Source organism: Burkholderia sp. Bp8992, assembly GCF_003853705.1.
Classification (GTDB): domain Bacteria; phylum Pseudomonadota; class Gammaproteobacteria; order Burkholderiales; family Burkholderiaceae; genus Burkholderia.
In genome coordinates this window covers 35,592-57,001 of the sequence record NZ_QTQI01000031.1, presented here as the reverse complement: position 1 = coordinate 57,001, position 21,410 = coordinate 35,592, and the positions used below count along the sequence as shown (strand labels likewise).

Here is a 21,410-nt window from a genome sequence, read left to right as displayed (position 1 = left end):
CTGCGTGTGAGTAGAAAGGGCCGGCTGCCGCGTTGCGGTGCCGGCCGTTTGTGTTTGGGACGGCGCAATGCGGTATCGTGCGCGTGGGCGTCGATCGGGGCGATTGACGCAGGGGATTGATCGATGACGGGCCGGGAGCGCGCGGGTGACACGTCGACAGACGCTTTCTCCGGCGAAAGGATCTGCCGGCCCCGGTTGACGGTGCCGAGATCGTGAACGGACAAGAGCTTATCGAGAGACTGGCGATGTTGTCGCCAGTCGGCATGCAGGTCTATGCGTCTTCGTGTTTGCGTCGTTATTGCGACGCAAACGGGCTTTCGCACGCGGCCATCGATGCGCTTCTGGCTCATCTCGATTCCATCGCTGTCGCCGGGAGCCTGCCCGAGTGGGAGCGCAAAGGGGCACTGCTCGAACTCAACGGCAGAGGCGATCCCGTTCCGGCAGGAGTCGAATCGGCACTGCCGGATGGAGAGTTGCAAAGGTTTATGACGCTGGTCGAGGCCGTTGTCGAGGTCGGGATCGTCGATTTGTATGGTGCGAGAACCGATCAGCCGCTGGCTTTTCTTCGCACGACGATCGCTGTCCTGGAGCAGGGCGGGATTTCGTTGCCACCATTGACGAATGCGTCGGGTTGATCGGCATCTCGCTGAATACCGCCAAACCAACCGCAGGCAAGCGGGACGATATGGACGACATCAAAAACAAGGTCAGGTTTGTCATTCCGGTGAAGCCGAAGGGTATTCGGGCCATGGTGGATTTTTATGGCCGTGGCCTGGGCTTTCAGGTCGTCGACGAACGGGAAGTCTTGTTCGGGGGCGACGGCGGAACTGGTCAGTTCGTTTCTCGGGAAAAATGCGATCCGGTGAGTGGCATCTCGATCCTTCGGGTCCGGGTCGAAAAAGACTTCGGTGTCTTTTGCCAGCATCTGAAGGAGGTCGGTGCGACGTTCAAGGAGATCGCGCGAATGCCAGCCGGATATGCTGCGCGCGTTCTGGATCCCAGCGGAAACCTGATCACGATCCTGTGTGATGTGGACGACGAGACGAACGACGAGATCGTCTACGGCTGGAAAGAGACGGTCACGATCGCTTGACCGGATCAGGACGGGGACACGAATGGACACGCTCGCGGACCTGATACGGAGCGAGTCGCTTTTCTACGCCGACTGCATCGCGTTGAGCCGCACGCGCGTGATCGGCTATACGACGGCCGGTGCGCGACTGGCGCTGGATGACGCGATCGGCATCGACGAATCCGATGTCACCGATGCGTTCGAGCGATTCTCGATCGAGATCGACGGCGCGACCTATGCGGGCGGCGAGGGCGCCGTGCACGGGTCATACGGGTTCTTCTACAAGCGAACGGGAAACCAGGTCGACTGGGTCGTGATGTCGACGACGTCGGAGCCGTTCGTCGCCGCCCGGCATGCGGACGGCGCCATCGCATTCGTGACGCAGGCCGGCGATGCGTGGGTCGTGTCCGCGGACGATGTCGCGAACCTGCGCATCGACCGCGGACAGCCTGCCCGGCCGTTCAGCGGGATTCCACCCGGCGTGTAGCCTGCATCACTTCTCCGCCGCCGGCATGTTCTGCACGACCAGCATCTGCGGGCTCGACAGCGTGATCCCGGCCGCGCGCAACTGCTTCAGGATCTCGAACAGCAGATCGCTCTTCGTCGAACTCGCAATCCGTGGGCTCGACACGTAACCCGTCACGCTCAGCGTGATGCCTTCCGGCGTGAGCTGGCTGAACGTCACCGACGGCGCCGGCTTCTCGAGAATCGCCTGGTGTTCGCGGTACGCGTCGAGCAGCAGGTCGCGCACCTGCTCGGGATCGGTGTTCAGCGGGAACGTCAGCACCAGCGTCGCGACGCCCTGCGTGCTGTTGCCCATCGTCACGTTGCGCACGTTCTGCGAGATCAACTGCGAATTCGGCACGATCACGGTCGAGCGGTCGCTCAGCTGGATCTCGGTCGCGCGCACGTTGATGCGGCGAATGTCGCCTTCGACGCCCGCGATGCTGACCATGTCGCCGACCTTCACCGGACGCTCGGTCAGCAGGATCAGCCCCGACACGAAGTTCTTCACGATTTCCTGCAGGCCGAAGCCGATACCCACCGACAACGCACTGACGATCCACGCGAGGTTGCTCCACCGCACGCCGAGGAGCCCGAGCGTCATCAGCACGAGCAGCACGTAGCCGACATTGGTGAACAGCGTGATCAGCGACACGCGCATCCCCGTGTCCATGCCGAGCGCGGGCATGAACTCGCCGTCGAGCCAGCGCCGCAGCGAGCGCAACAGGTAGAAGCCGATCGCGAACCCGATCACGGCGTTCAGGATCCGGTCGGGCATGATGTTCAGGCTCTGCAGCCGCTGGCTGCCGATCATCGCGACCGCGCTGTCGAGCAGGTCGCCCGGCGTCGTGCCGAAGCCGCCCGTCAGCAGCGCGATGGCGGCAATCAGCATCAGCAGGCTCGTGCCGAATCCGGACAGGACCGTGCGCGCCTGGTCGAGGTGGCGGTCTTCGAGCGCGAACAGGTGCTTGATCTGCTGGCCCGTCGACAGGCTCGACGAGAACAGGCTTTCGCTCGCGTCGCGCGTCAACTGGATCAGGATGTAGGTCGCGCACAGCACGATCTCGAACCACACGAGTTCGTACGTGATGAAGCGCGCGACCGTGATGTAACCGATCAGGAGTGCGATCAGCGATGCGATGATCGCGAGCGTGACGCCGGCATGGATCAGCCCCGCGAGCGTCGAGCGCTGTTCGGGCGCCTCGCCGGCCGCCGCGAGCGCGGTGCGTGCGCGGTTTGCGCGCAACAGCGATGCGCCGACCGTCAGCGCGACGACGAGCGATACGATGCCGCGACCGAACAGCGTGACCGACAGGCTGGTGTCGACGATCCGGTTGATCGATTCGAGCGTGCCCGACACCAGCAGTAGCGCAGCCAGGATGGCGGGGAACGGCTTCATCGCGAGTGCGACGGGATCGGCGAGCGCGGGCAGGCGCCACGACGGATGCTTCGTGCAGAGCAGGGCGCGGCCGAGCCCGGCGATCAACGCGCAGGTCGCGGCGAGCTTCGCGAACTGGTCCCACAGATCGGTCAGCGACGGCGTGAGCTCGTAGTGGCGCGCGACGGCGAGGTAGAGGATCTGAATCGCAATGGCCGTCGCCAGGAAGGTCGACAGGGCTGTCGTCAGCGCCAGCGCGCTGCGGCGCAGGCGGGTGTGCGGCAGGCGGTTCAGCGCGATCCAGGCGAGCCAGCGCTCGATGAGCCTGCGGCCGCCGAGCCACGCCGCGAACGCGGCAATCAGCAGCAGCGTGGTGATCGCCCGTTGTCCGGGCACCCACGACGAACGCAGCATGTCGAACAGTTCGCCGTTGAAATCATCGAGCCGCTCGCGGTCGTCCGGCGACAGGTGGAACAGCGGCAGCCAGAACTGCGCGCTGAAGATGCTGCCCGAACGGAACGCGAGCTGGTTCTTCAGCAGGCCGCGATGGAGCTTCGCGAACTGCTCGGTCAGGTTCGTGAGGCTGGTCTTCTGGTCTGCCGCCTGCTTCAGCGCCGCATCGATCTGCGTCTTGCGCGCGTCGAGCGTGGCCCGTTGCTTCGCGACGGCCGCCGTTTCCGGCGCGGCGCCCTCGGCAGGCGGCGGGCCGAGCACGTCGAGTTGCGCCTGGATCTGCGCGCGTTGCGGCGTGAGATCGCTTTGCAGTTTCGCGACGTCGCTGCTCAGCTCCTGCGCCGAGTCGCCGAGCGCATCGAGTTCCTTGCTGTTGGTCGACGTCGAAGTCTGCTGCTTGATGCGGTCGAGCTCGACCTGCATCTGCTTGAGTTGCGCGACGGCGTCGTTCAGCGAGATGGCCGGCACGGGCGCGCCGACGCCGCTCGCGCCTGGGGCGGAAGCGGCTGCCGGAAACGCCGATGCGGTGGCGATCGCGGCGAACTGCAGCAACGCGATCAGCGCGATCCGGCGGGCGTACGTGGAGAGTCGTTGTATGGACATGGAATGCTTACGATTTGCCGACAATATCGGATGCCGAAAGGCAGCCGGAAGCCGGTAGTTGGCCCGGTAGCATGTTACCGGGCCGCGGAAGGCGTGGTTGTACCGATTGCGTACCCCGTTTGTCGCGAAGCCTGCGACGCGCGTTTGCGCGAAACCCGACGGCAGGCCCGTACCGCCGGGCCTGCGCCGCCAGCGGCTAGGGGCGGGCAGCACCGGCGGGCCGGTCCGGTGCGTTATCCGTCCCCGACACACGGTTACGCAAGTTACACATTATCCCGCGCGAAAATGGGGTGTCCGAACCGCTTGGACGCCTGCTGCGCGGCTTGCCGGCGCGTACGCCGAACGGGGTGCCGGTACAATGCAGCGATTCGCCGGACGGCGGCTCGACGGTCGCCGGACAACAATACACAACACGACACGACCAGGAGACGCGCCCAAGATGGCCTCAACGGACAGCCTTCCGCAGGCAGCAGCCCCATCCCCCTCCATCGACCCCGGCTCCATCTCGGCCCGCCTCGACCGCCTGCCGCCGACCCGCAGCGTCTGGAAACTCGTCGTCCTGCTGAGCCTCGGCTTCTTCTTCGAACTGTACGACCTGCTCTACAGCGGCTACGTCGCGCCCGGCCTCGTGAAAAGTGGCATCCTTTCCGCGACGACGCACGGCCTGTTCGGCACCACGGGCGTCGCGAGCTTCATCGCCGCGCTGTTCTCCGGGCTCTTCATCGGCACGATCGCGTGCGGCTTCCTCGCCGACCGCTTCGGCCGCCGCGCGATCTTCACGTGGTCGCTGTTGTGGTACACGGCCGCCAACGTCGTGATGGCGTTCCAGGACACCGCGGCTGGGCTGAACTTCTGGCGCTTCGTCGTCGGTCTCGGCCTCGGCGTCGAGATGGTGACGATCGGCACGTACATCTCCGAACTCGTGCCGAAGCAGATCCGCGGCCGCGCGTTCGCGTGCGAACAGGCGGTCGGGTTCGTCGCGGTGCCGGTGGTCGCGTTCCTCGCGTACCTGCTCGTGCCGCACGCGCCGCTCGGCCTCGACGGCTGGCGCTGGGTCGTGCTGATCGGCGCGCACGGCGCGCTGTTCGTGTGGTGGATCCGCCGCGAACTGCCGGAAAGCCCGCGCTGGCTCGCGCAGCAGGGGCGCGTCGACGAAGCCGATCGCATCATGCGCGCACTCGAGGCGAAGGTCGAAGCCGAGTACGGCCGGCCGCTGCCGACGCCCGCGCCGGCCGAGCCCGTGCCGCCGCGCGGCCGCTTCCGCGACATGTGGGTTGCGCCGTATCGCAGCCGCACGATCATGATGACGATCTTCAACGTGTTCCAGACGGTCGGCTTCTACGGTTTCGCGAACTGGGTGCCGACGCTGCTGATCAAGCAGGGCATCACGATCACGTCGAGCCTGATGTATTCGAGCGTGATCGCACTCGCGGCACCGATCGGCCCGCTGATCGGCCTCGTGATCGCCGACCGCTTCGAGCGCAAGTCGGTGATCGTCGCGATGGCGGCGGCGATCGTCGTCTGCGGGTTGTTGTTCAGCCAGACGACGGTAGGGGCGTTCCTGATCGTGCTCGGCATCGGCCTCACGCTCGCGAGCAACATCATGTCGTACAGCTTCCACGCATACCAGGCCGAGCTGTTCCCGACGTCGATCCGCGCGCGAGCCGTCGGCTTCGTCTATTCGTGGAGCCGCTTCTCGGCGATCTTCTCGTCGTTCGTGATCGCGGCCGTGCTGCGCGGCTTCGGCACGCTCGGCGTGTTCGCGTTCATCGCAGGCGCGATGGTGATCGTGATGGCCGCGATCGGGTTCATGGGCCCGCGCACGAAGGGCATCGCGCTCGAAACCATTTCGAAGTAGTCGGCAGGTGCGCATGCGTGTCGCCTCGTTTGTGCGGCATGCGTGCGATGTGGTTTCAATGCGGACATCGCATCGCCATAATGATTTGACATGCGAATTGATTATGCCGGAGCATGCGTTTCGTATCGAACGCACGGGCGCCGGGGGCCGCGCGCCAAACCGTCCAACCTATAAGCGTGACACGCAACGAAGCCGCAAAGGGCAACGAGTTGAAACAAAGCGTGACGAAGCGAAAAACTGCCGTAGAACCGCGACTTTTGCCGCTGCTGAATCCTGCACTGACGCGTAAAATGAAGGGCCTGACGACTCATTAGCCGCCATCGGACCGCACGCGTTGCATCAGCGAACGGCTCCGCCGCAAAGAGGCGTCGGCGCCGGGCGCACACGATGCGCCGGACGTGTCGATGGCTCGCGCGGAAGATGCGCCGCTCGCAACAGCACCCTGCGGCGGCCGGATCGGCCGATGGCTTCGAACGTATGATCCTGTCCAGCCTGAAGCGGCCATTTGCGAAGCCGAACCGCCTTGCCCGCGCGGCAGCCATGTACGTATGGCTCGCGGCCGCGCTGCCGATTTCCATTCTTGCCGGGCGGCCTGCCTTTGCCGCGTCCGACGTATCGTCGCCAGTTGCTACGTCATCCTCATCAGCTGCGTCGCCCGCGTCGGCGGTTTTTAATGCGCATCCCGCCTCGGCTGCGCATGCGTCGTCGGGCGCATCGTCCGCGCCTGCGGCGCCCGCCGCGTCACATGCGCATCCTGCGGAGCCGGCCAGCACGGCATCGGGCGCATCGGCTGCTTCCGCGGCGTCCGCTGCTGAACCGGCGTCGGCCGCATCGGCGACCGCGGCCAGCGAGGCTGAAGCACCGGCACCGACCCCGCCGCGTCGCCATCCGCCACTCTCGGCCGACGAAGCAAAGAACGCAACGGAGCGTGCGGTCGACATGCGCAAGCGCTTCATGCAGGAAGTCACGCGCCGCCTGAACGTACCCGCGAGCGAGCAGCGCGCCTACGGCGAGCGGCTCCAGAGAGCACTCGTCGATGCGGACCTCGGCGACCTCGCCGGCGAATACGTTGCGATGGTTGACCGCACGCCGAACGTACAGGCGCTCTTCATCTACTTCCGCGCAACACCGGCCAACGCATGGATGATGATCGGCGCATCGCCGGTCGGCACCGGGCTGCCGGGCAAGTACGATCACTTCCTGACGCCGCTGGGCGTGTTCCATCACTCGCCCGACAACATGGATTTCCGCGCGGAAGGGACGACGAACGAGAACGGCATTCGCGGCTACGGGCACCGCGACATGCGTATCTACGACTTCGGCTGGGTCGACGGCGAGCGCGGCTGGGGCAAGGGCGGCGTGTCGCCGATGCGCTTCCAGATGCATGCGACCGACCCCGACCGCCTCGAAGCGCTGCTCGGCATCCGGCACTCGAAGGGCTGCGTGCGGATTCCGGCGTCGCTGAACACGTTCTTCGACCGTCACGGGCTGCTCGACGACGACTACCAGGCGCGCGTCGAGGCCGGCAAGTCGCTGTGGGTGCTGCGCCGCGATCGCGACATCACGCCGATCGCGGGCCGCTACCTGGTCGTGATCGACAGCGCGCGCAAGGCCCGCCCGGCCTGGGCGCCGATGCCGGGGCGCAAGGCATGGTCGAAGGTGCCGAAGGGCGGCGACACGGCGGACTGACCGCCGGTGCGCCGGCCCGGTGGAGATGCAGGGATGAGAATAAATCCGTTTTATTGAACCATAACAAAAGCAAACTTTTATTATCCGATTCGGGTTCGTATAGTCGAGTCCAGTTTCGCGGAACCCTGCCGCGCCTGGACCACCACCGACCACACGACCCGCATGAAAACTCTCTACAAGCTCGCTCCGCTCGCGATGCTCGGCGCCTTCGCGACCCATGCCTGTGCGCAAAGCAGCATCACGCTGTACGGTCTCATCTCGGCAGGCGTCGGGTTCGCAACCAACCAGGGCGGCAAGAACGCCTGGCAGGCGCTGTCGGGCACGAACCAGAACCCGCGCTGGGGGCTGAAGGGCAAGGAGGATCTCGGGCAGGGGCTGTCCGCGATCTTCCAGCTCGAGAACGGCTTCAACGTGATGACGGGCACGGCCGCGCAGAACGGCCGCGAGTTCGGGCGCATGGCCTACGTGGGCCTTGCCGACCGCACCTACGGCTCGCTGACGTTCGGCCGCCAGTACGATGCGATCCACGACTACATCGGGCCCGTGATCATCGCGAGCAACGGCGTGAACATCGGCGACAACGACAACGGCTACAACGACATCCGCGTGCAGAATTCGGTGAAGTACGTGAGCCCCGTCTACTACGGGCTGAAGTTCACCGCACTGTACGGCTTCAGCAACGCGACCGGTTTCGCGAACAACAGCGCATACAGCTTCGGACTTGGCTATGAGCGCGGCCCGCTGCGCTGGAGCGTGGTCTATGCTCAGTACAACCATCCTTACAGCGCGACGAACCAGGACGGCGCGATTGCGAACGACTACGCGTCGCCGCTGCTGATCTTCAGCAAGAGTGCGATGACGCCGGCGGCGTATGCAAGCCGGCAGCGGATCGCGGGCACGGGCGGCTTCTACACGATCGGCCGCGCGCAGTTCGCCGCGATGTTCACCGACGTGCGCTACGATTACCTCGACAATTCGCACCTGCGCCTGCAGAACCTCGGCGTGAACGTCGTCTACACGATGACGCCGCAGCTCTTTCTCGGCGCCGCGTATGCGTTCACGAACGGCAAGTACGACGTGATCGACAAGCGTCCGAGATGGCACCAGGTGAACCTGCAGGCCGACTACTTCCTGTCGAAGCGCACCGACGTCGCGCTGACGGTGATCGCGCAGCAGGCGGCCGGCGACGCGGACCATGCGCAGATCTTCGCTTACGCACGCTCGACCAGCACGCGCCAGATGATGGCAACGCTCGGCGTCCGGCACGTTTTCTGAGTTCGACCATGACCTATCCGATCGCATCCCGTCGCACCTTCCTGAAACAGTCCGCCGCGCTGGCCGGCACCGCGCTGCTGCCCGAAGCGGGCGCGTTCGCGGCAGGCGGCGACGCCGCGCGCCGCACGGTGATCATCGATACCGACCCGGGGCAGGACGACGCCATCGCGATCCTGCTCGCGCTGGGCGCGCAGGACCGGCTCGACGTGCGCGCGCTGACGGCCGTTGCGGGCAACGTGCCGCTCGACCTGACCGAACGCAATGCACGAATCATCCGCGACTGGGCCGGTCGCACGAAGACGCTGCCGGTCTACGCGGGCTGCCCGCGTCCGCTCGTGCGCGAGCTCGTGACGGCTGCGAACGTGCACGGCAAGACAGGGCTCGAAGGCGTCGAATTGCACGAGCCGCGCGCGCCGCTTGCTGCCGGTCACGCCGTGTCGTACCTCGTCGACATGCTGAGCCGCGCGGCGCCGAACAGCGTGACGCTGTGCGCGCTCGGCCCGCTGACGAACATCGCGACTGCGCTGGTCGAAGCGCCGCAGATTCGCGGCGCGCTGCGCGAGATCGTGCTGATGGGGGGCGCGTTCTTCGAGCGCGGCAACATCACGCCGGCTGCCGAGTTCAACATCTACGTCGATCCGCAGGCGGCCGAAGTCGTGTTCGGCAGCGGCGTGCCGGTCGTCGTGCTGCCGCGCGACGTCGCGGTGAAGGCGCCGATCACGCCGGCGCGCGTTGCGCCGTTCCGTGCACTCGGCAACCGTTGCGGCGCGATCGTCGCGGACATCATGGATGCCGAGCTTGCATACAACAAGAAGCGGCGCGGCGTCGAAGATGCGCCGATGTACGACCCGACGGCCGTCGGCTATCTCGTCGACCCGACACTGTTCGGCGGGCGGAAGGTGAACGTGGTGGTCGAGACGGCCGGGCAGTGGACGCTTGGCGAGACGATCGTCGACTGGAACGGCCGCAGCGGCCGCGCGGCGAACGCGACGTGGATCAACGAGGTCGACGCGGACCGTTTCTATGCGACGCTCGTCGAGCGCATCGCGACGCTGCCCTGAGCGCGGGCCATTGCAACGCAATCGGGATCAGATGTGTTTCGCAATCCACTCGCGGCACGCGCGCACGTGCGGGCCGCGATCGTCGGCGGCGAGCGAGATCAGCGAGATCGCGCGCGTGACGCGCGGTTTGTCGACGCGCAGCGCGACGAGTTCGGGATCGTGCAGATGCATCGTGTAGAGGCTCGGCAGCACGGCGGTCGCGAGGCCGTTGCGCGCCAGCGCGTAGAGCGGCTCGGTGTACTCCATCCGGTACGTGACGTTCAGGCGCAGCTTTTCGGCGCCGCCGGTGCGATGCAGCGATTCGCTGACGCTGCCGCGCACGAATACCGCGAGCTCGCGATCGACGAGCTTCGCCCACGTGACGCTCTTCGCGCGGGCGAGCGGATCGTCATGCCGCACGACGATCACGATCTCGTCCTCGAACAACTGCTGGTAGCGCAGCGTGCCGTCGTCGCTGTCGGGTTCGCGCACGCCGATGCCGAGATCCGCGACGCCGTCGCGCACGGCTTCGACGAGCGCGCTGTTCGGCAAATCGGTGAGCGTGAAGCGCAGCGTCGGGTGCGTGCCGCGCAGTGCGTTGAGCGCGGGCAGCAGGCGGCCCGCGACCGACGGGATGAACGCGATGCGCACGGTCTGGATGCGTTCGCCGATGAGCCGCGTCATGTCGTCGAAAGTGCCGCGCGCCTGGTTGAGCAGGCGTTCGGCGAGCGGCAGCACGGCTTCGCCCGCGGTGGTGAGCGTGAGGCGATGCGCGGTACGCGCGAACAGGCGCCCGCCGAGCAGGAATTCGATCTGGCGAATCGACGCGGTGAGCGCGGGCTGCGTGAGCGACAGCGCCTGCGCGGCCTGCGTGAAGCTGCGTGCGTGGGCAAGGACGACGAAGTGCTGGACCTGCCGCAGCGTGAGCGCGGGCAGCAGCGACGAGCGGTCGGACGACATCGGGCAATGACGGTCGGGATGCGGTACGCGGCAGTATAAGACCTGCGCCGCGGAAACCGGCACAGGACAATATTCGGAATCACAGGAGAACCACCATGTCAGCGACTGACACGATCCCGGCGCGCGCGCCGGCCAGCTGGCTCGAACGCCGCTTCGCGCTCGCCGCGCGCGGCACGAGCGTGCGCACCGAGACGATCGCGGGCGTCACGTCGTTCCTCGCGGCCGCGTATCTGCTCGTCGTGATCCCGTCGCTGCTCGCGACGGGCGGCATGGAGCGCGGCGCGGCAACGACCGCGACCATCATCGTGTTCGTGCTGTTCACGACGCTGATGGGGCTCTACGCGAACCTGCCGTTCCTCGTCGGCCCCGGCATCGGCGGCTCGGTGATCATCGGCGTGACGCTCGCGACGACGGAACACGTCGGCTGGCAGACGGGGCTCGGCATCGCATGCGTGTCGGGCGTGCTGTTCTTCCTGCTGACGATACTTGGCGCACGCGGCGTCGTCGTGCGGCTGATACCGGTGCAGATCAAGCTCGGGCTCGGCGCGTCGATCGGGCTGTTCGTCACGATGCTCGGGCTGCGCAATGCGGGCATGGTCGTCGCGAACGCGAAGACCAACGCGTTCGCACTCGGCGACTTCTCGCGGCCGGGTGCGCTCGTCGCGCTGATCGGGCTCGCGGTGGCGATCGTGCTGCAGGCGCGCAAGGTGCCCGGGGCGATCCTGATCGCGATTCTCGTCGCAGCCGCGGCCGGCGTGCCGCTGGGCGTCACGCACCTGCCCGCGTCGTTCGTGTCGCTGCCGCACAGCATCGCGCCGATCGCGTTCAAGCTCGACATCCGCAGCGCACTGAGCCTCGCGGCCGCACCGTACCTGTTCGCGTTCTTCGCGGCGGAATTCTTCTCGACGCTCGGCACCGCGCTCGCGGTCGGCGCGAAGGCGAACCTGCTCGACGAACACGGCAACCTGCCGAACATCAACCGGCCGTTCCTCGTCGATTCGCTCGCCGCGACGCTCGGGCCCGTGTTCGGCATTCCCGCGCTGACCGCGCTGATCGAATCGGCGGCGGGCGTCGAGGCCGGTGGCCGCAGCGGACTGTCGTCGCTGGCCGCGGCCGTGCTGTTCGCCGCGATGCTGCTGTTCGTGCCGGTCGCGCTCGCGATCCCGAAAGAGGCGACCGCACCGGCGCTGATCCTGATCGGGCTGTCGATGTTCGCGACGATCCGCCATACGCATTTCGACGACTTCACCGACGCGCTGCCCGTGATGTCGATGGTGCTGCTCACGCTGATGTCGAACAGCTTCGGCACCGGCATTGCGGGCGGACTGCTGTGCTACGTGCTCGTCAAGCTGCTGGCCGGCCGCTGGCGCGACGTGTCGTGGGGGCTCGTCGTGCTTGCGATTCCGCTCGGCTACTACTTCTGGACCGTCGTGAAGCCGCACTGAGAGACGGCTTTCGCGACGCAATGGCACCACCTGAAAGAGACTGACATGAAGGCAACACCAGGCAACGTCCCGGCCGCGCGCACGGGCATCGAGATCACGCCGGCCCATCGGGCGTTCTTCCACGCACTGCCGAAGGTCGAGCTGCATTGCCACCTGCTCGGCGCGGTGCGGCACGACACGTTCATCGCACTCGCGGAGCGCAGCGGCGCGCCGATCGAGCGCGCGGAGATCGACGCGTTCTACGCACGCGGCGAGAAACCGGTCGGCGTGCTGCACGTGCTGCGCGCGCTCGACAAGTATCTGCTCACGCAGCCCGACGACCTGCGGCGGATCGCGTACGAGTATCTGGAGGATGCAGCCGCGCACAACGTTCGGCATGCAGAATTCTTCTGGAATCCGACCGGCACGGTTCGCGTATCGGGCATTGCGTATGCCGACGCGCAGGCCGCGATCGTCACCGCGATCCGCGATGCCGCGCGCGACTTCGGGATCGGCGCGCGCCTGATTCCGAGCATCGACCGTGAGCAGGATCCCGACGAAGCCGTTGCGATCGTCGAGTGGATGAAGACGAATCGCGCGGACGAAGTCGCAGGGCTCGGGATCGACTATCGCGAGAACGACCGGCCGCCGGAACTGTTCTGGAAGGCGTACCGCAATGCGCGCGCGGCCGGCTTCCGCACGACCGCGCATGCGGGCGAGTTCGGGATGCCGTGGCGCAACGTCGAGACGGCCGTCGACCTGCTGCAGGTCGATCGCGTCGATCACGGCTATACGATCGTCGACAACCCCGAGCTGTGCGCACGCTATGCGGAGCGCGGGATCGTCTTCACCGTCGTGCCGACGAATTCGTACTACCTGCGCACGCTGCCGCCGGAGCAATGGGCGGAACTGCATCCGATGCGCAGGATGCCGGGGCTCGGGTTGAAGATCCATCCGAACACCGACGATCCGACGCTGCACAAGGTCAATCCGAGCGAAGCGTGGGAACTGATGTTCAGCCACTTCGGCTTCGCCGTGGCCGAGCTGAAGCAGTTCATGCTGAACGGGATCGACGGCGCATGGGCCGACGAGGCGGCGAAGGCGGCGTGGCGTGCGGCATGGGCGCCGGAGTTCGACAGGCTGGCTGATACGCTCGCGGCGGGCTGAGCGCGACTGCGCGTGCATTCCGGCCGGTCGCTCGACCGGTCGGCGCTTCGTTCACACGGCTCCGGGCCGTGCACGGCCGCAACAGGGTGCCGCGCACGCGTCCTGTCGTCTCTCCGCACCGCACCGCGCTGCGCGTGTCAGGCTGGCATACCTCGATCGCATTCGCTATATTGGCGTCCGGCAGCGCCCGAGCGTGTCGCTGCCGCCGCGCGCGCCCGCGCCGGCATTCCGACAATAATTCGAATCTGAGAGGCTTTACGTGCGCATCCCCGTCTTCTGTCTGATGTTGTTCGTCTCGCTGTCCGCGCGAGCCGGCAGTGCCTGCGATGGGCTGCTGGGCGACTACGCGCCGGCCGCCGGCAAGCCCGCGACCCTGCGGGTGGAGAAGGCGGGCGACGGCTTCGTGCTGCGCGCGCGTGATGCCGGCCGCTGGAGTGCCGAAACGGCCCCGGCGCGCGTGGCGGAGCTCGATATGGACGGTCCGGAGAAGCCGCCTGCCGACGCGTGCGTGCTCGACGTGCCGGGAGGCGAGCTGATCAGGATGCCGATCGGCTCGCCCTATCAGGTCACGTCGATCACGGGCAGCAACTTCACGACGAAGCATTCGACCACCGGTGTCCTGCTGCTGATGACACAAGGCTTCCAGGTCGACGGCATCGAACTGTATCGGGTCGCGCGCAGCGGCGATTCGCCGACGGCGCCGTGAAGGCGGTTACCGCGCGCTGACGGCGCGCGGACCGGCAGGTTGCTGCACACGACGACACGACAACGAGGCGATTCCTTCCGATGGGCAATCGAGCATGGCTCTATCTCCAGCCAGGTGACGGAGACGACGCGCGAACGGTCGAGTTCGCGGAATCCAACAATCACTTTCCGCTGCTGTGGCGCGTGCTGCTCGCCGACGGCGGCGCGGGCGACGCGATTACCGATCAGCGCGTGTTCGGCGACGCGGGCACGCCGAATCTTTCCAGCGACGCGCGCGCCGCACATGCGCGCATCAGCCGGCTTGCGGCGTTCGTCACCGCGTATCCGTTGCCGGGCGACGATCCGGCGCTCGCGCGCCAGTTCGATGCGCTCGTGCGCCATCTCGGCGAGTCGATCGATGCGATCGGCGATGCGCACGGCGCGCCGCGGCTGTCTGCGAACCTCGACGAGCTGTCATGGCTCGACGGCGGCGATCCGGACGACTTCATCGACGCGGAACGCGACAACTGCACGCGCCTGTGGTGGCAGGTCGCGAACTGCATGGACTTTCGCGACGTGCGCGGCGTGCGCGATGCGCTCGAGATCGATACACCCGCGGACTGGGGCGACTGGGCGTGGGGCTTCGGGTTCGGCGGCGTGTCGCATCATTATTTCCAGCGCCAGAATCCGCCGCGCGGCGTGACGTTCGCCGAGATGTTCGACGCCGGCGAACTGCACGGCAACTGGCTCGATCACGACACGTTCAGCTTTCGCGGGCGTAACGGACTGTGGGGCGTGCGGCGCGAAACCGACGATGCGTGGGACGTGATCGTGCCGCCCGAGTGGACGAACCTGTGGGCGAGCGGCGCACGCGACGACCGGCTGCTGTGGGCCGCGCGCGACGGGAAGGTCGGTTTGCTGCTCGCCGATGGCGACGGCGACGAGACGCGGATCGTGCGCGAACCGGCGTTCGACGCCGTGTGGGATTTCAGCGGTGACGTCGCATGCGTACGCGTGGGCGAGCGGTTCGGGCTCGTGCGCACGGACGGCACGTGGGTGCTCGAACCGACCCTCGACAATTTCGGCGAATTCTCCGGCGGCCTGGCGTCCGCGAGCGTGGACGGCCGCTGGGGCTTCGTCGATACGCAGGGCGCGTGGGTGATTCCGCCGCGTTTCGACGATACGCACGAGTTCGTGAACGACACCGCCGTCGCGGCATGCGAAGGCGAGCGCTGGGGGCTGGTCGGCCGCGACGGGCAATGGCTGACGAAACCCGAATGGGCGTCGCTCGAATGGTCGTCCGAGTGCGGCGCGTTTCTCGCGCAGCGAGACGACGATCACGTCGGCCTCGTCGATCTGAACGGTCGCACGGTCGTCGAGCCGCGTTACGCGGAAATCGCGAAGCTCGACGACACGCCGACGGAGCGCGTGGCAGACCTCGGCGCGATCCGCCATATCGTGCGGCGCGACGACGGGCGTTGCGCGGTCGTCGACGGGCACGGCCGCGCGTTGGTGCCGTTCGATTTCGTGAACCTCGGCGCACTGTCGTGGTTGTCCGACGACGAAGCGGTGCCGGGCGCGCTGTCCAAGCGTTACGCGCTCGGCGTCCTGCCGGGCGAGCCGGTGCAACTGGCGATTTGCGATCTCGATACGGGGGCGACGATCGCGCAAGGGCCGTACGACATCGTGTCCGGCCTGTACTGGGGAGCCGATCGCGGCTGGCTGGGATGGGTGCAGGACGAAGACGGCGACGACGTGCACGCGACGATATTGCGTGCGGACGGCACCGTCCTGCATCCGGCCCGTTACGTGCGGATCGGCGACGGCGCGCTGTTCGACGGTACGGCGCAGGCATTCCTGATGCCGTGGTATGTCCGCCGCATTGCGATCGCGCAGAACTGGCGCAACGGCGAGCCGGTCGCGGCTTTGCGCGACGACGGCGTACCCGTCTGGCTGTACGCGGACGGGCACGTGTCGACGGCGCGCCGGTAAGACGGGCCGCCGGCGTGACCGGCCGGCGGTACCGCGATCAGCGAAAGAACCGCAGCCAGTCGAACAGGCCCGAATGCTGCGCGCGCCGCTTTGGCGCCGGCGCGCTGCGCGGCCGGAAGTCGGGCGAGAACTGCACGTGCGAATCGATCGCCCGCGCGCGCAGCGCCGCGTCGTAGAACGAGCCGACGATCGGCAGCGCGCTGTGCGCGCCCGCGCCCCAGTAGTCGCTGCGCAGCGTCACGCTGCCGTCGTCGAAGCCGACCCATGCGCCGGCCACGAGCTGCGGATGCATCAGGACGAACCAGCCGTCCGTGTTGTCCTGCGTCGTGCCGGTCTTGCCGGCAACGTCGATCCGGATTCCGTAGCGCGAGCGAATGTCGGCGCCGGTGCCGTAATCGACGACGCCGCGCATCACGTCGACGAGCGTCTGCGCTGCGGCCGCCGGCAGCGCGCGTTCAGGCGGTGCGCTGCCGAAGGCGGCGAGCACCTTGCCGTCGCGGTCCTCGATGCGCGTGATCATCTGCGGCGCGACGTACACGCCGCGGTTCGCGATCGTGCCGTACGCGGACACCATTTCCTTCAGCGTGACGGGGCTCGTGCCGAGCGCGAGCGACGGCACCGCGTCGAGCGGGCTGTCGCGCACGCCCATCGCGCGCGCAAGCTGCGCGACCTTCGCGGCGCCTTCGTGCTGCATGACCTGCGCGGTGATGCGGTTGCGCGACAGCGCGAGCGCGTCGCGCAGCGTCATCGGCTCGCCGGTCGGCGGCTCCGCGTCGGTCGGATGCCACACGGCGCGGCCGCCGATCGGAATGGCGACGGGGCGGTCGACGAACGTATCGTCCGGCCGCATGCCGTCCGCGAACGCGGCGCCATAGACGAACGGCTTGAACGTCGAACCCGGCTGGCGGCGCGCCTGCGTGACGTGGTCGAACGGCTCGCTGCCGAAATCGGGACTGCCGACCCATGCGCGGATCGCGCCGTTGCGCGGATCGATCGCGACGAAGCCGGCCTGTACCTGGATCTTGCGCTCGCACAGCGCGCGCATGAACGCGCGGTTTGCGCCGAGCTGCTTCAGCGCCGGCACATCGGCAACGCCCGCGTCGCGTGCCTGGCGGTATTCGGGCGTCTGGCGGATGAAGCCGCGAAACAGATCGTTGCGCAGCCCGCAGCCGGACGGCCCGCGCCACGCGCTGTCGGCGATCGACTGCAGCCGTTCGGTCTGCCGCGTCAGTGCCTGCGTGGCCATGTCCTGCAACTGCGCGTCGAGCGTGGTGCGCACGACGAGCCCGTCGGCGTAGAGATCGTAGTTGTTGCGGTCGGCCCACGCGATCAGCCACTTGCGCAGCTGGACCGCGAAATGCGGCGCGAGGCTCGGCTGCGCCGTCTGCGGTTCGAAGTCGACGCGCAGCGGCTGGCGCTGCAGTTTCGCGAGCTGCTGCGGCGTGAGCATGCCCATCTGCGCCATCCGGCCGAGCACGATGTTGCGCCGCTGGACCGCGCGCTCCGGATTCAGCACCGGGTTGTAGTAGCTGTTGCCCTTCAGCATCCCGACGAGCGTGGCGCTTTCCGCGATGTCGAGCTGGTCTGCCGACTTGCCGAAGTAGGTGCGCGCGGCCATTTCGACACCGTACGCGTTGTAGAGGAACGGTACCGTGTTCAGGTAGGTCTCGAGGATCTCGTCCTTGCTGTACACCGACTCGATCTTGAACGCGGTGATCAGCTCCTTCACCTTGCGCGTGAGCGTCGGCGCGCGGCCGACTTCATCCGGATACAGGTTGCGTGCGAGCTGTTGCGTGATCGTCGAGCCGCCCTGGCGGTCGCCCGAGAAGGTACGCAGTCCGGCCGCGAGCGTACGGCGCAAGTCGATGCCGTGGTGTGAATAGAAGCGGTGGTCTTCGGTCGCGATCAGCGCGTCGACCATGTGCGGCGAGATCTGCTTGAGCGGCACCCATTCGCGGTTGACGGGCCGGAACTCGGCGATCAGCTGGCCGTCGGCCGACAACACGCGTGCGGGGCGGTCGATGCGCGCCTTGCGGATGTCGCCGATGCTCGGCGTGAACGGGACGAACGCAAGCAGGACCAGCAGGCCCAGCACCGGTATCGCGGCGAGCGTCAGCGCTACGCCGCGGCGCGTCGGGTGGCGCAGGCGACGCAGCACGCCCGCGCACAGTGCGCTCAGGCGCGCGGCGCCGGCGGCGGCGAGCGGTGCGACACGGGCGCGGCAACGGAGCCACGCGTCTCGGAGAAACGGCACGAAGCGATTCAAGGCGGCAGGAGCGCGGATGGAAGACGCGCGATCCTAGCAAACGGCGCATGCGCGCCGGCGGCCGAAACGGCCGTTTGCTTGCAGGATTTACAGACGATTACGTTTGTTGCCCGCCGACAACCTTTTACCGCGTGCGGGGGCACGATTCCGCTGACGAAACCACTGCCGCGAGCCGTTGCGCGGCGGCCTCCATCTGCGCGCGGCCGAACCCGCCGAAGCCGAGCACGAGCCCCGGTCGTGCCGTGCCGGGCGCGAACATCGGCGACACCGCACGCACCGCGACGCCGGCCTGCGCGGCACGCGCGACCACGTCGAGATCGTCGATGCCGTCGGCAAGCCACAGCACGACGTGCATTCCCTGGTCGCCCGGCTGCACCCATGCGCGTTCGCGCGGCAGCCGCGCGCCGAGCGTGTCGATCAGCAGCGCGCGCTGTTCCGCGTACACGCCGCGCACGCGGCGGATGTGGCGGTCGAGATGGCCTTCCGCGATGAACGCGGCGAGCACGTGCTGGTCCGCGGTCGGTGCGTGGCGATCCATCAGCACGCGTGCGCCGCAGAACGCGGGCACGAGATCGTCGGGTGCGATCACGTAGCCGAGCCGCAGCGACGGAAACAGGATCTTGCTGAACGTGCCGAGGTAGATCACGCGGTCGGGGTCGAGCCCCTGCAGCGACGGGAACGGATAGCCCTCGTAGCGCAGCTCGCTGTCGTAGTCGTCTTCGACGACCCATGCGCCGTGCGCGCGCGCCCACGCGAGCAGCGCGTTGCGCCGCGCCATGCTCAGCGGCATGCCGAGCGGGTACTGGTGCGAAGGCGTGACGAACGCGGCGCGCGCATCCGGGGCGAGCCGCATGCCGGCGTCGACGTCGAGGCCGTCGGCATCGACCGGCACGCGCACCATCGCATCGCGCCGCCCGGTGCTTTCGAGCAGCGCGGTGATGCCGCGATAGGCAGGATTCTCGACCCATGCGCGGTCGTTGTCGCCGAGCAGCACTTGGCTCGCGAGATGCAGCCCCTGTTGCGTGCCGCTCGTGATCACGACCTGGCCGGCATCGCAGCGCACCGAGCGCGACCGGCGCACATAGTCGGCGATCGCTTCGCGCAGCGGCAACGCGCCCTGCGGATCGGCATAGCCGGACGGCGCGCCGGCGCCGCGGGCGCGCAGGCGGTTGCCGAGCCGGCGCCAGATGTCGTCGGGCGCGGTAAGGCCGACCGGCACCGAGATCGCGAACGGCATGGCCGGCAACGGGCTGAATTCGCGGGCGATCCGCGCGAAGGTGGCGGCGGGTTCGGGCAACCCGGCGTGCGACGGGGGCTGGCGTCGCGTCGGCGGCTCGGGCGCGTCACCGGGCGGTGGTTCGGCGAGCGCGTTCGCGACCCGCGTGCCGGCGCCGCCGCGCGATTCGAGAAAACCTTCGGCGATGAGCTGCGCATACGCATCGACGACGGTGCCGCGCGCGACCTGCAGCGCCGCCGCCAGCAGCCGCGTGGACGGCAGCGTATCGCCCGGCCGGACGTCGCCGCGGCGCACGGCGTCGCGCAGCGCCTGCGCGAGCTGGCGGCTCAGGTCACCGGCCGCGCGGTCGAGCGCGCCGAGCGACGGGATTTCGACGATCCGGGCCGTTCTTGCCATGATTCTGGTCTGCTGAAATTGTTCCAAACCGGCTCTACAGCATAAACCAGTTTGGGATCACAATCGGCGCATGACGGGCTCGCGCCCGCGCCATTTCCAACCCCGTACGACCGTGGAGCCGACATGTACGTCCCCGCCGATTTCAACGAGCCCAATCCCGACGCGCTGCGCGAGCTGATCGTGCAGCATCCGTTCGGCAGCCTGATCACGCACGGGAAAAGCGGGCTCGACGCGAACCACATTCCGTTCGAACTGCTGCCCGCTGACGGCGGGCTCGGTGAACTGCATGCGCACGTCGCCCGCGCGAATCCGGTCTGGCAGGACGTCGCGGACGGCGACGAGGTGCTCGTGATCTTCCGCGCCGGCGACGCGTACATCTCGCCGAACTGGTACCCGAGCAAGCACGTCGCGCACCGGCAGGTGCCGACGTGGAACTACGTGGTCGTGCATGCGCACGGCCGCATCACGGTGCGTGACGACGAGAAGTTCGTGCGCGGCGTGGTCGCGCGGCTCACGCGCACGCACGAGGCGTCGCAGCCGCTGCCGTGGAAGATGGGCGACGCGCCGAAGGACTACATCGACACGATGCTGCAGTCGATCGTCGGGCTGCAGATCGAGATCACGCGGCTCGTCGGCAAGCGCAAGCTCGGGCAGAACAAGGCCGAGGCCGATATCCGGGGCGCCGGCGAAGCGCTGGTCGCGGACGGCAACCTCGCGATCGGCGAGGCGATGCTCGCGGCGGCCGACGCGAAACGCGAGTGAGCGAGGGCACGCCGTGCGTGCCGGCGCGCACAGCGCCCGCACGCCGCACGGGTCACTGCGTGCGCGTCGCGTCCTTCGCCGGTGTGCCCGCCTGCGCCTGCGCGAGCGCGCCGCGAATCGCGGCCTCGGTCTGGTCGTAGCCGCCTTCGCCATAGCGCGTATAGACGACCTTGCCGTTCGCGTCGATCAGGTACAGCGCGGGCCAGTACTGGTTCCCGTACGCGCGCCACGTGTCGTAGCGATTGTCCTGCGCGACCGGGTACCGGATGCCGAAGCGCTTGATCGCGTCGGCGACGTTGCCCGCGTCGCGCTCGAACGGATATTCGGGCGTATGCACGCCGACCACGACGAGCCCCTGGTCGCGATACTTCCGGTCCCACTCCTTCACGAACGGAATCGTATGAATGCAGTTGATGCACGAGTACGTCCAGAAATCGACGAGCACGACCTTGCCGTGCAGCTGGCCGAGCGTCAGCGGCGCGCTGTTGTGCCAGCGGTCGATGCCGGTGAAATCGGGCGCGGGCATGCCGGCCTGCGAGGGCTGCATGCCCGCGTCGTCGCGGGTGCCGGCGAAGGCGGCGAGCCCGGCCGTGGCGGCGAGGGCGATGACGATGGCGGCGGTCTTGAGTCGGGGCAGCATGGCGTTCTCC

The 21,410-nt window shown here is 67.7% G+C and carries 17 protein-coding genes; 12 read left to right on the top strand and 5 right to left on the bottom strand.

What is annotated here, in order from left to right; all coding sequences use genetic code 11:
- The first annotated feature begins 212 nt into the window (after nucleotides 1-212).
- The 3 genes from DIE03_RS32500 to DIE03_RS32490 are packed head-to-tail and all read left to right on the top strand — an operon-like array spanning nucleotide 213 to nucleotide 1,559.
- Entirely contained in the window at nucleotides 213-635 is a 423-nt protein-coding gene (locus DIE03_RS32500) for a hypothetical protein (protein WP_185658265.1), read from the top strand.
- Nucleotides 632-1,093 carry a VOC family protein gene (locus DIE03_RS32495; protein WP_260434989.1) on the top strand — a complete coding sequence of 154 codons (462 nt, stop codon included), beginning with the start codon at nucleotides 632-634 and terminating at the stop codon, nucleotides 1,091-1,093. Before DIE03_RS32500 ends, DIE03_RS32495 begins: the two co-directional genes overlap by 4 nt.
- Nucleotides 1,094-1,115: 22 nt before the next feature.
- Nucleotides 1,116-1,559: a hypothetical protein gene (locus DIE03_RS32490; RefSeq protein WP_124456263.1), complete on the top strand. Its 444-nt coding sequence runs from the start codon at nucleotides 1,116-1,118 to the stop codon at nucleotides 1,557-1,559.
- A 6-nt stretch (nucleotides 1,560-1,565) separates the two neighbouring features.
- Here DIE03_RS32490 and DIE03_RS32485 read toward each other — a convergent pair whose 3' ends face one another.
- Nucleotides 1,566-4,010 carry a DUF3772 domain-containing protein gene (locus DIE03_RS32485; protein WP_124456262.1) on the bottom strand — a complete coding sequence of 815 codons (2,445 nt, stop codon included), beginning with the start codon at nucleotides 4,008-4,010 and terminating at the stop codon, nucleotides 1,566-1,568.
- A 439-nt stretch (nucleotides 4,011-4,449) separates the two neighbouring features.
- On the opposite strand from DIE03_RS32485, the gene DIE03_RS32480 reads away from it, so the two are divergent.
- The 4 genes from DIE03_RS32480 (at nucleotide 4,450) to DIE03_RS32465 (ending at nucleotide 9,893) form a co-directional block, all read left to right on the top strand.
- Nucleotides 4,450-5,868: an MFS transporter gene (locus DIE03_RS32480; RefSeq protein WP_124456261.1), complete on the top strand. Its 1,419-nt coding sequence runs from the start codon at nucleotides 4,450-4,452 to the stop codon at nucleotides 5,866-5,868.
- A 387-nt stretch (nucleotides 5,869-6,255) separates the two neighbouring features.
- A complete protein-coding gene (locus DIE03_RS32475) occupies nucleotides 6,256-7,557 on the top strand; it encodes a hypothetical protein (RefSeq protein ID WP_124456260.1) in 1,302 nt (433 codons plus the stop codon).
- A gap of 162 nt (nucleotides 7,558-7,719) precedes the next feature.
- A complete protein-coding gene (locus DIE03_RS32470) occupies nucleotides 7,720-8,832 on the top strand; it encodes a porin (protein WP_124456259.1) in 1,113 nt (370 codons plus the stop codon).
- Nucleotides 8,833-8,840: 8 nt separating this feature from the next.
- A complete protein-coding gene (locus DIE03_RS32465; protein WP_124456258.1) occupies nucleotides 8,841-9,893 on the top strand; it encodes a nucleoside hydrolase in 1,053 nt (350 codons plus the stop codon).
- Between the two features lie 27 nt (nucleotides 9,894-9,920).
- On the opposite strand, the gene DIE03_RS32460 is transcribed toward DIE03_RS32465, so the two are convergent.
- Nucleotides 9,921-10,832, bottom strand: a complete 912-nt coding sequence (locus tag DIE03_RS32460) for a LysR family transcriptional regulator (RefSeq protein WP_124456257.1) — start codon at nucleotides 10,830-10,832, stop codon at nucleotides 9,921-9,923.
- A 95-nt stretch (nucleotides 10,833-10,927) separates the two neighbouring features.
- Here DIE03_RS32460 and DIE03_RS32455 point away from each other — a divergent pair, with 95 nt between their 5' ends.
- From DIE03_RS32455 to DIE03_RS32440, 4 genes are all read left to right on the top strand, one after another.
- Nucleotides 10,928-12,277 carry an NCS2 family permease gene (locus DIE03_RS32455; RefSeq protein WP_124456256.1) on the top strand — a complete coding sequence of 450 codons (1,350 nt, stop codon included), beginning with the start codon at nucleotides 10,928-10,930 and terminating at the stop codon, nucleotides 12,275-12,277.
- A 45-nt stretch (nucleotides 12,278-12,322) separates the two neighbouring features.
- Nucleotides 12,323-13,423: an adenosine deaminase gene (add, locus tag DIE03_RS32450; protein WP_124456255.1), complete on the top strand. Its 1,101-nt coding sequence runs from the start codon at nucleotides 12,323-12,325 to the stop codon at nucleotides 13,421-13,423.
- A gap of 259 nt (nucleotides 13,424-13,682) precedes the next feature.
- On the top strand, nucleotides 13,683-14,129 hold the full coding sequence (locus DIE03_RS32445) for a hypothetical protein (RefSeq protein WP_260434988.1): 447 nt from the start codon (nucleotides 13,683-13,685) through the stop codon (nucleotides 14,127-14,129).
- A gap of 80 nt (nucleotides 14,130-14,209) precedes the next feature.
- Nucleotides 14,210-16,099, top strand: coding sequence for a WG repeat-containing protein (locus DIE03_RS32440; RefSeq protein ID WP_124456254.1), 1,890 nt, complete (start codon nucleotides 14,210-14,212; stop codon nucleotides 16,097-16,099).
- 37 nt (nucleotides 16,100-16,136) lie between these two features.
- Here DIE03_RS32440 and DIE03_RS32435 read toward each other — a convergent pair whose 3' ends face one another.
- Nucleotides 16,137-18,365, bottom strand: a complete 2,229-nt coding sequence (locus DIE03_RS32435) for a penicillin-binding protein 1A (RefSeq protein WP_124456253.1) — start codon at nucleotides 18,363-18,365, stop codon at nucleotides 16,137-16,139.
- A gap of 124 nt (nucleotides 18,366-18,489) precedes the next feature.
- On the bottom strand, nucleotides 18,490-19,998 hold the full coding sequence (locus DIE03_RS32430; protein WP_124456252.1) for a PLP-dependent aminotransferase family protein: 1,509 nt from the start codon (nucleotides 19,996-19,998) through the stop codon (nucleotides 18,490-18,492).
- 123 nt (nucleotides 19,999-20,121) lie between these two features.
- On the opposite strand from DIE03_RS32430, the gene DIE03_RS32425 reads away from it, so the two are divergent.
- Nucleotides 20,122-20,760 (top strand): FMN-binding negative transcriptional regulator, encoded by a 639-nt coding sequence (locus tag DIE03_RS32425; RefSeq protein WP_124456251.1) that lies wholly within the window; start codon nucleotides 20,122-20,124, stop codon nucleotides 20,758-20,760.
- Nucleotides 20,761-20,812: 52 nt separating this feature from the next.
- On the opposite strand, the gene DIE03_RS32420 is transcribed toward DIE03_RS32425, so the two are convergent.
- Nucleotides 20,813-21,400 carry a thioredoxin family protein gene (locus DIE03_RS32420; RefSeq protein ID WP_124456250.1) on the bottom strand — a complete coding sequence of 196 codons (588 nt, stop codon included), beginning with the start codon at nucleotides 21,398-21,400 and terminating at the stop codon, nucleotides 20,813-20,815.
- Nucleotides 21,401-21,410 lie beyond the last annotated feature (10 nt).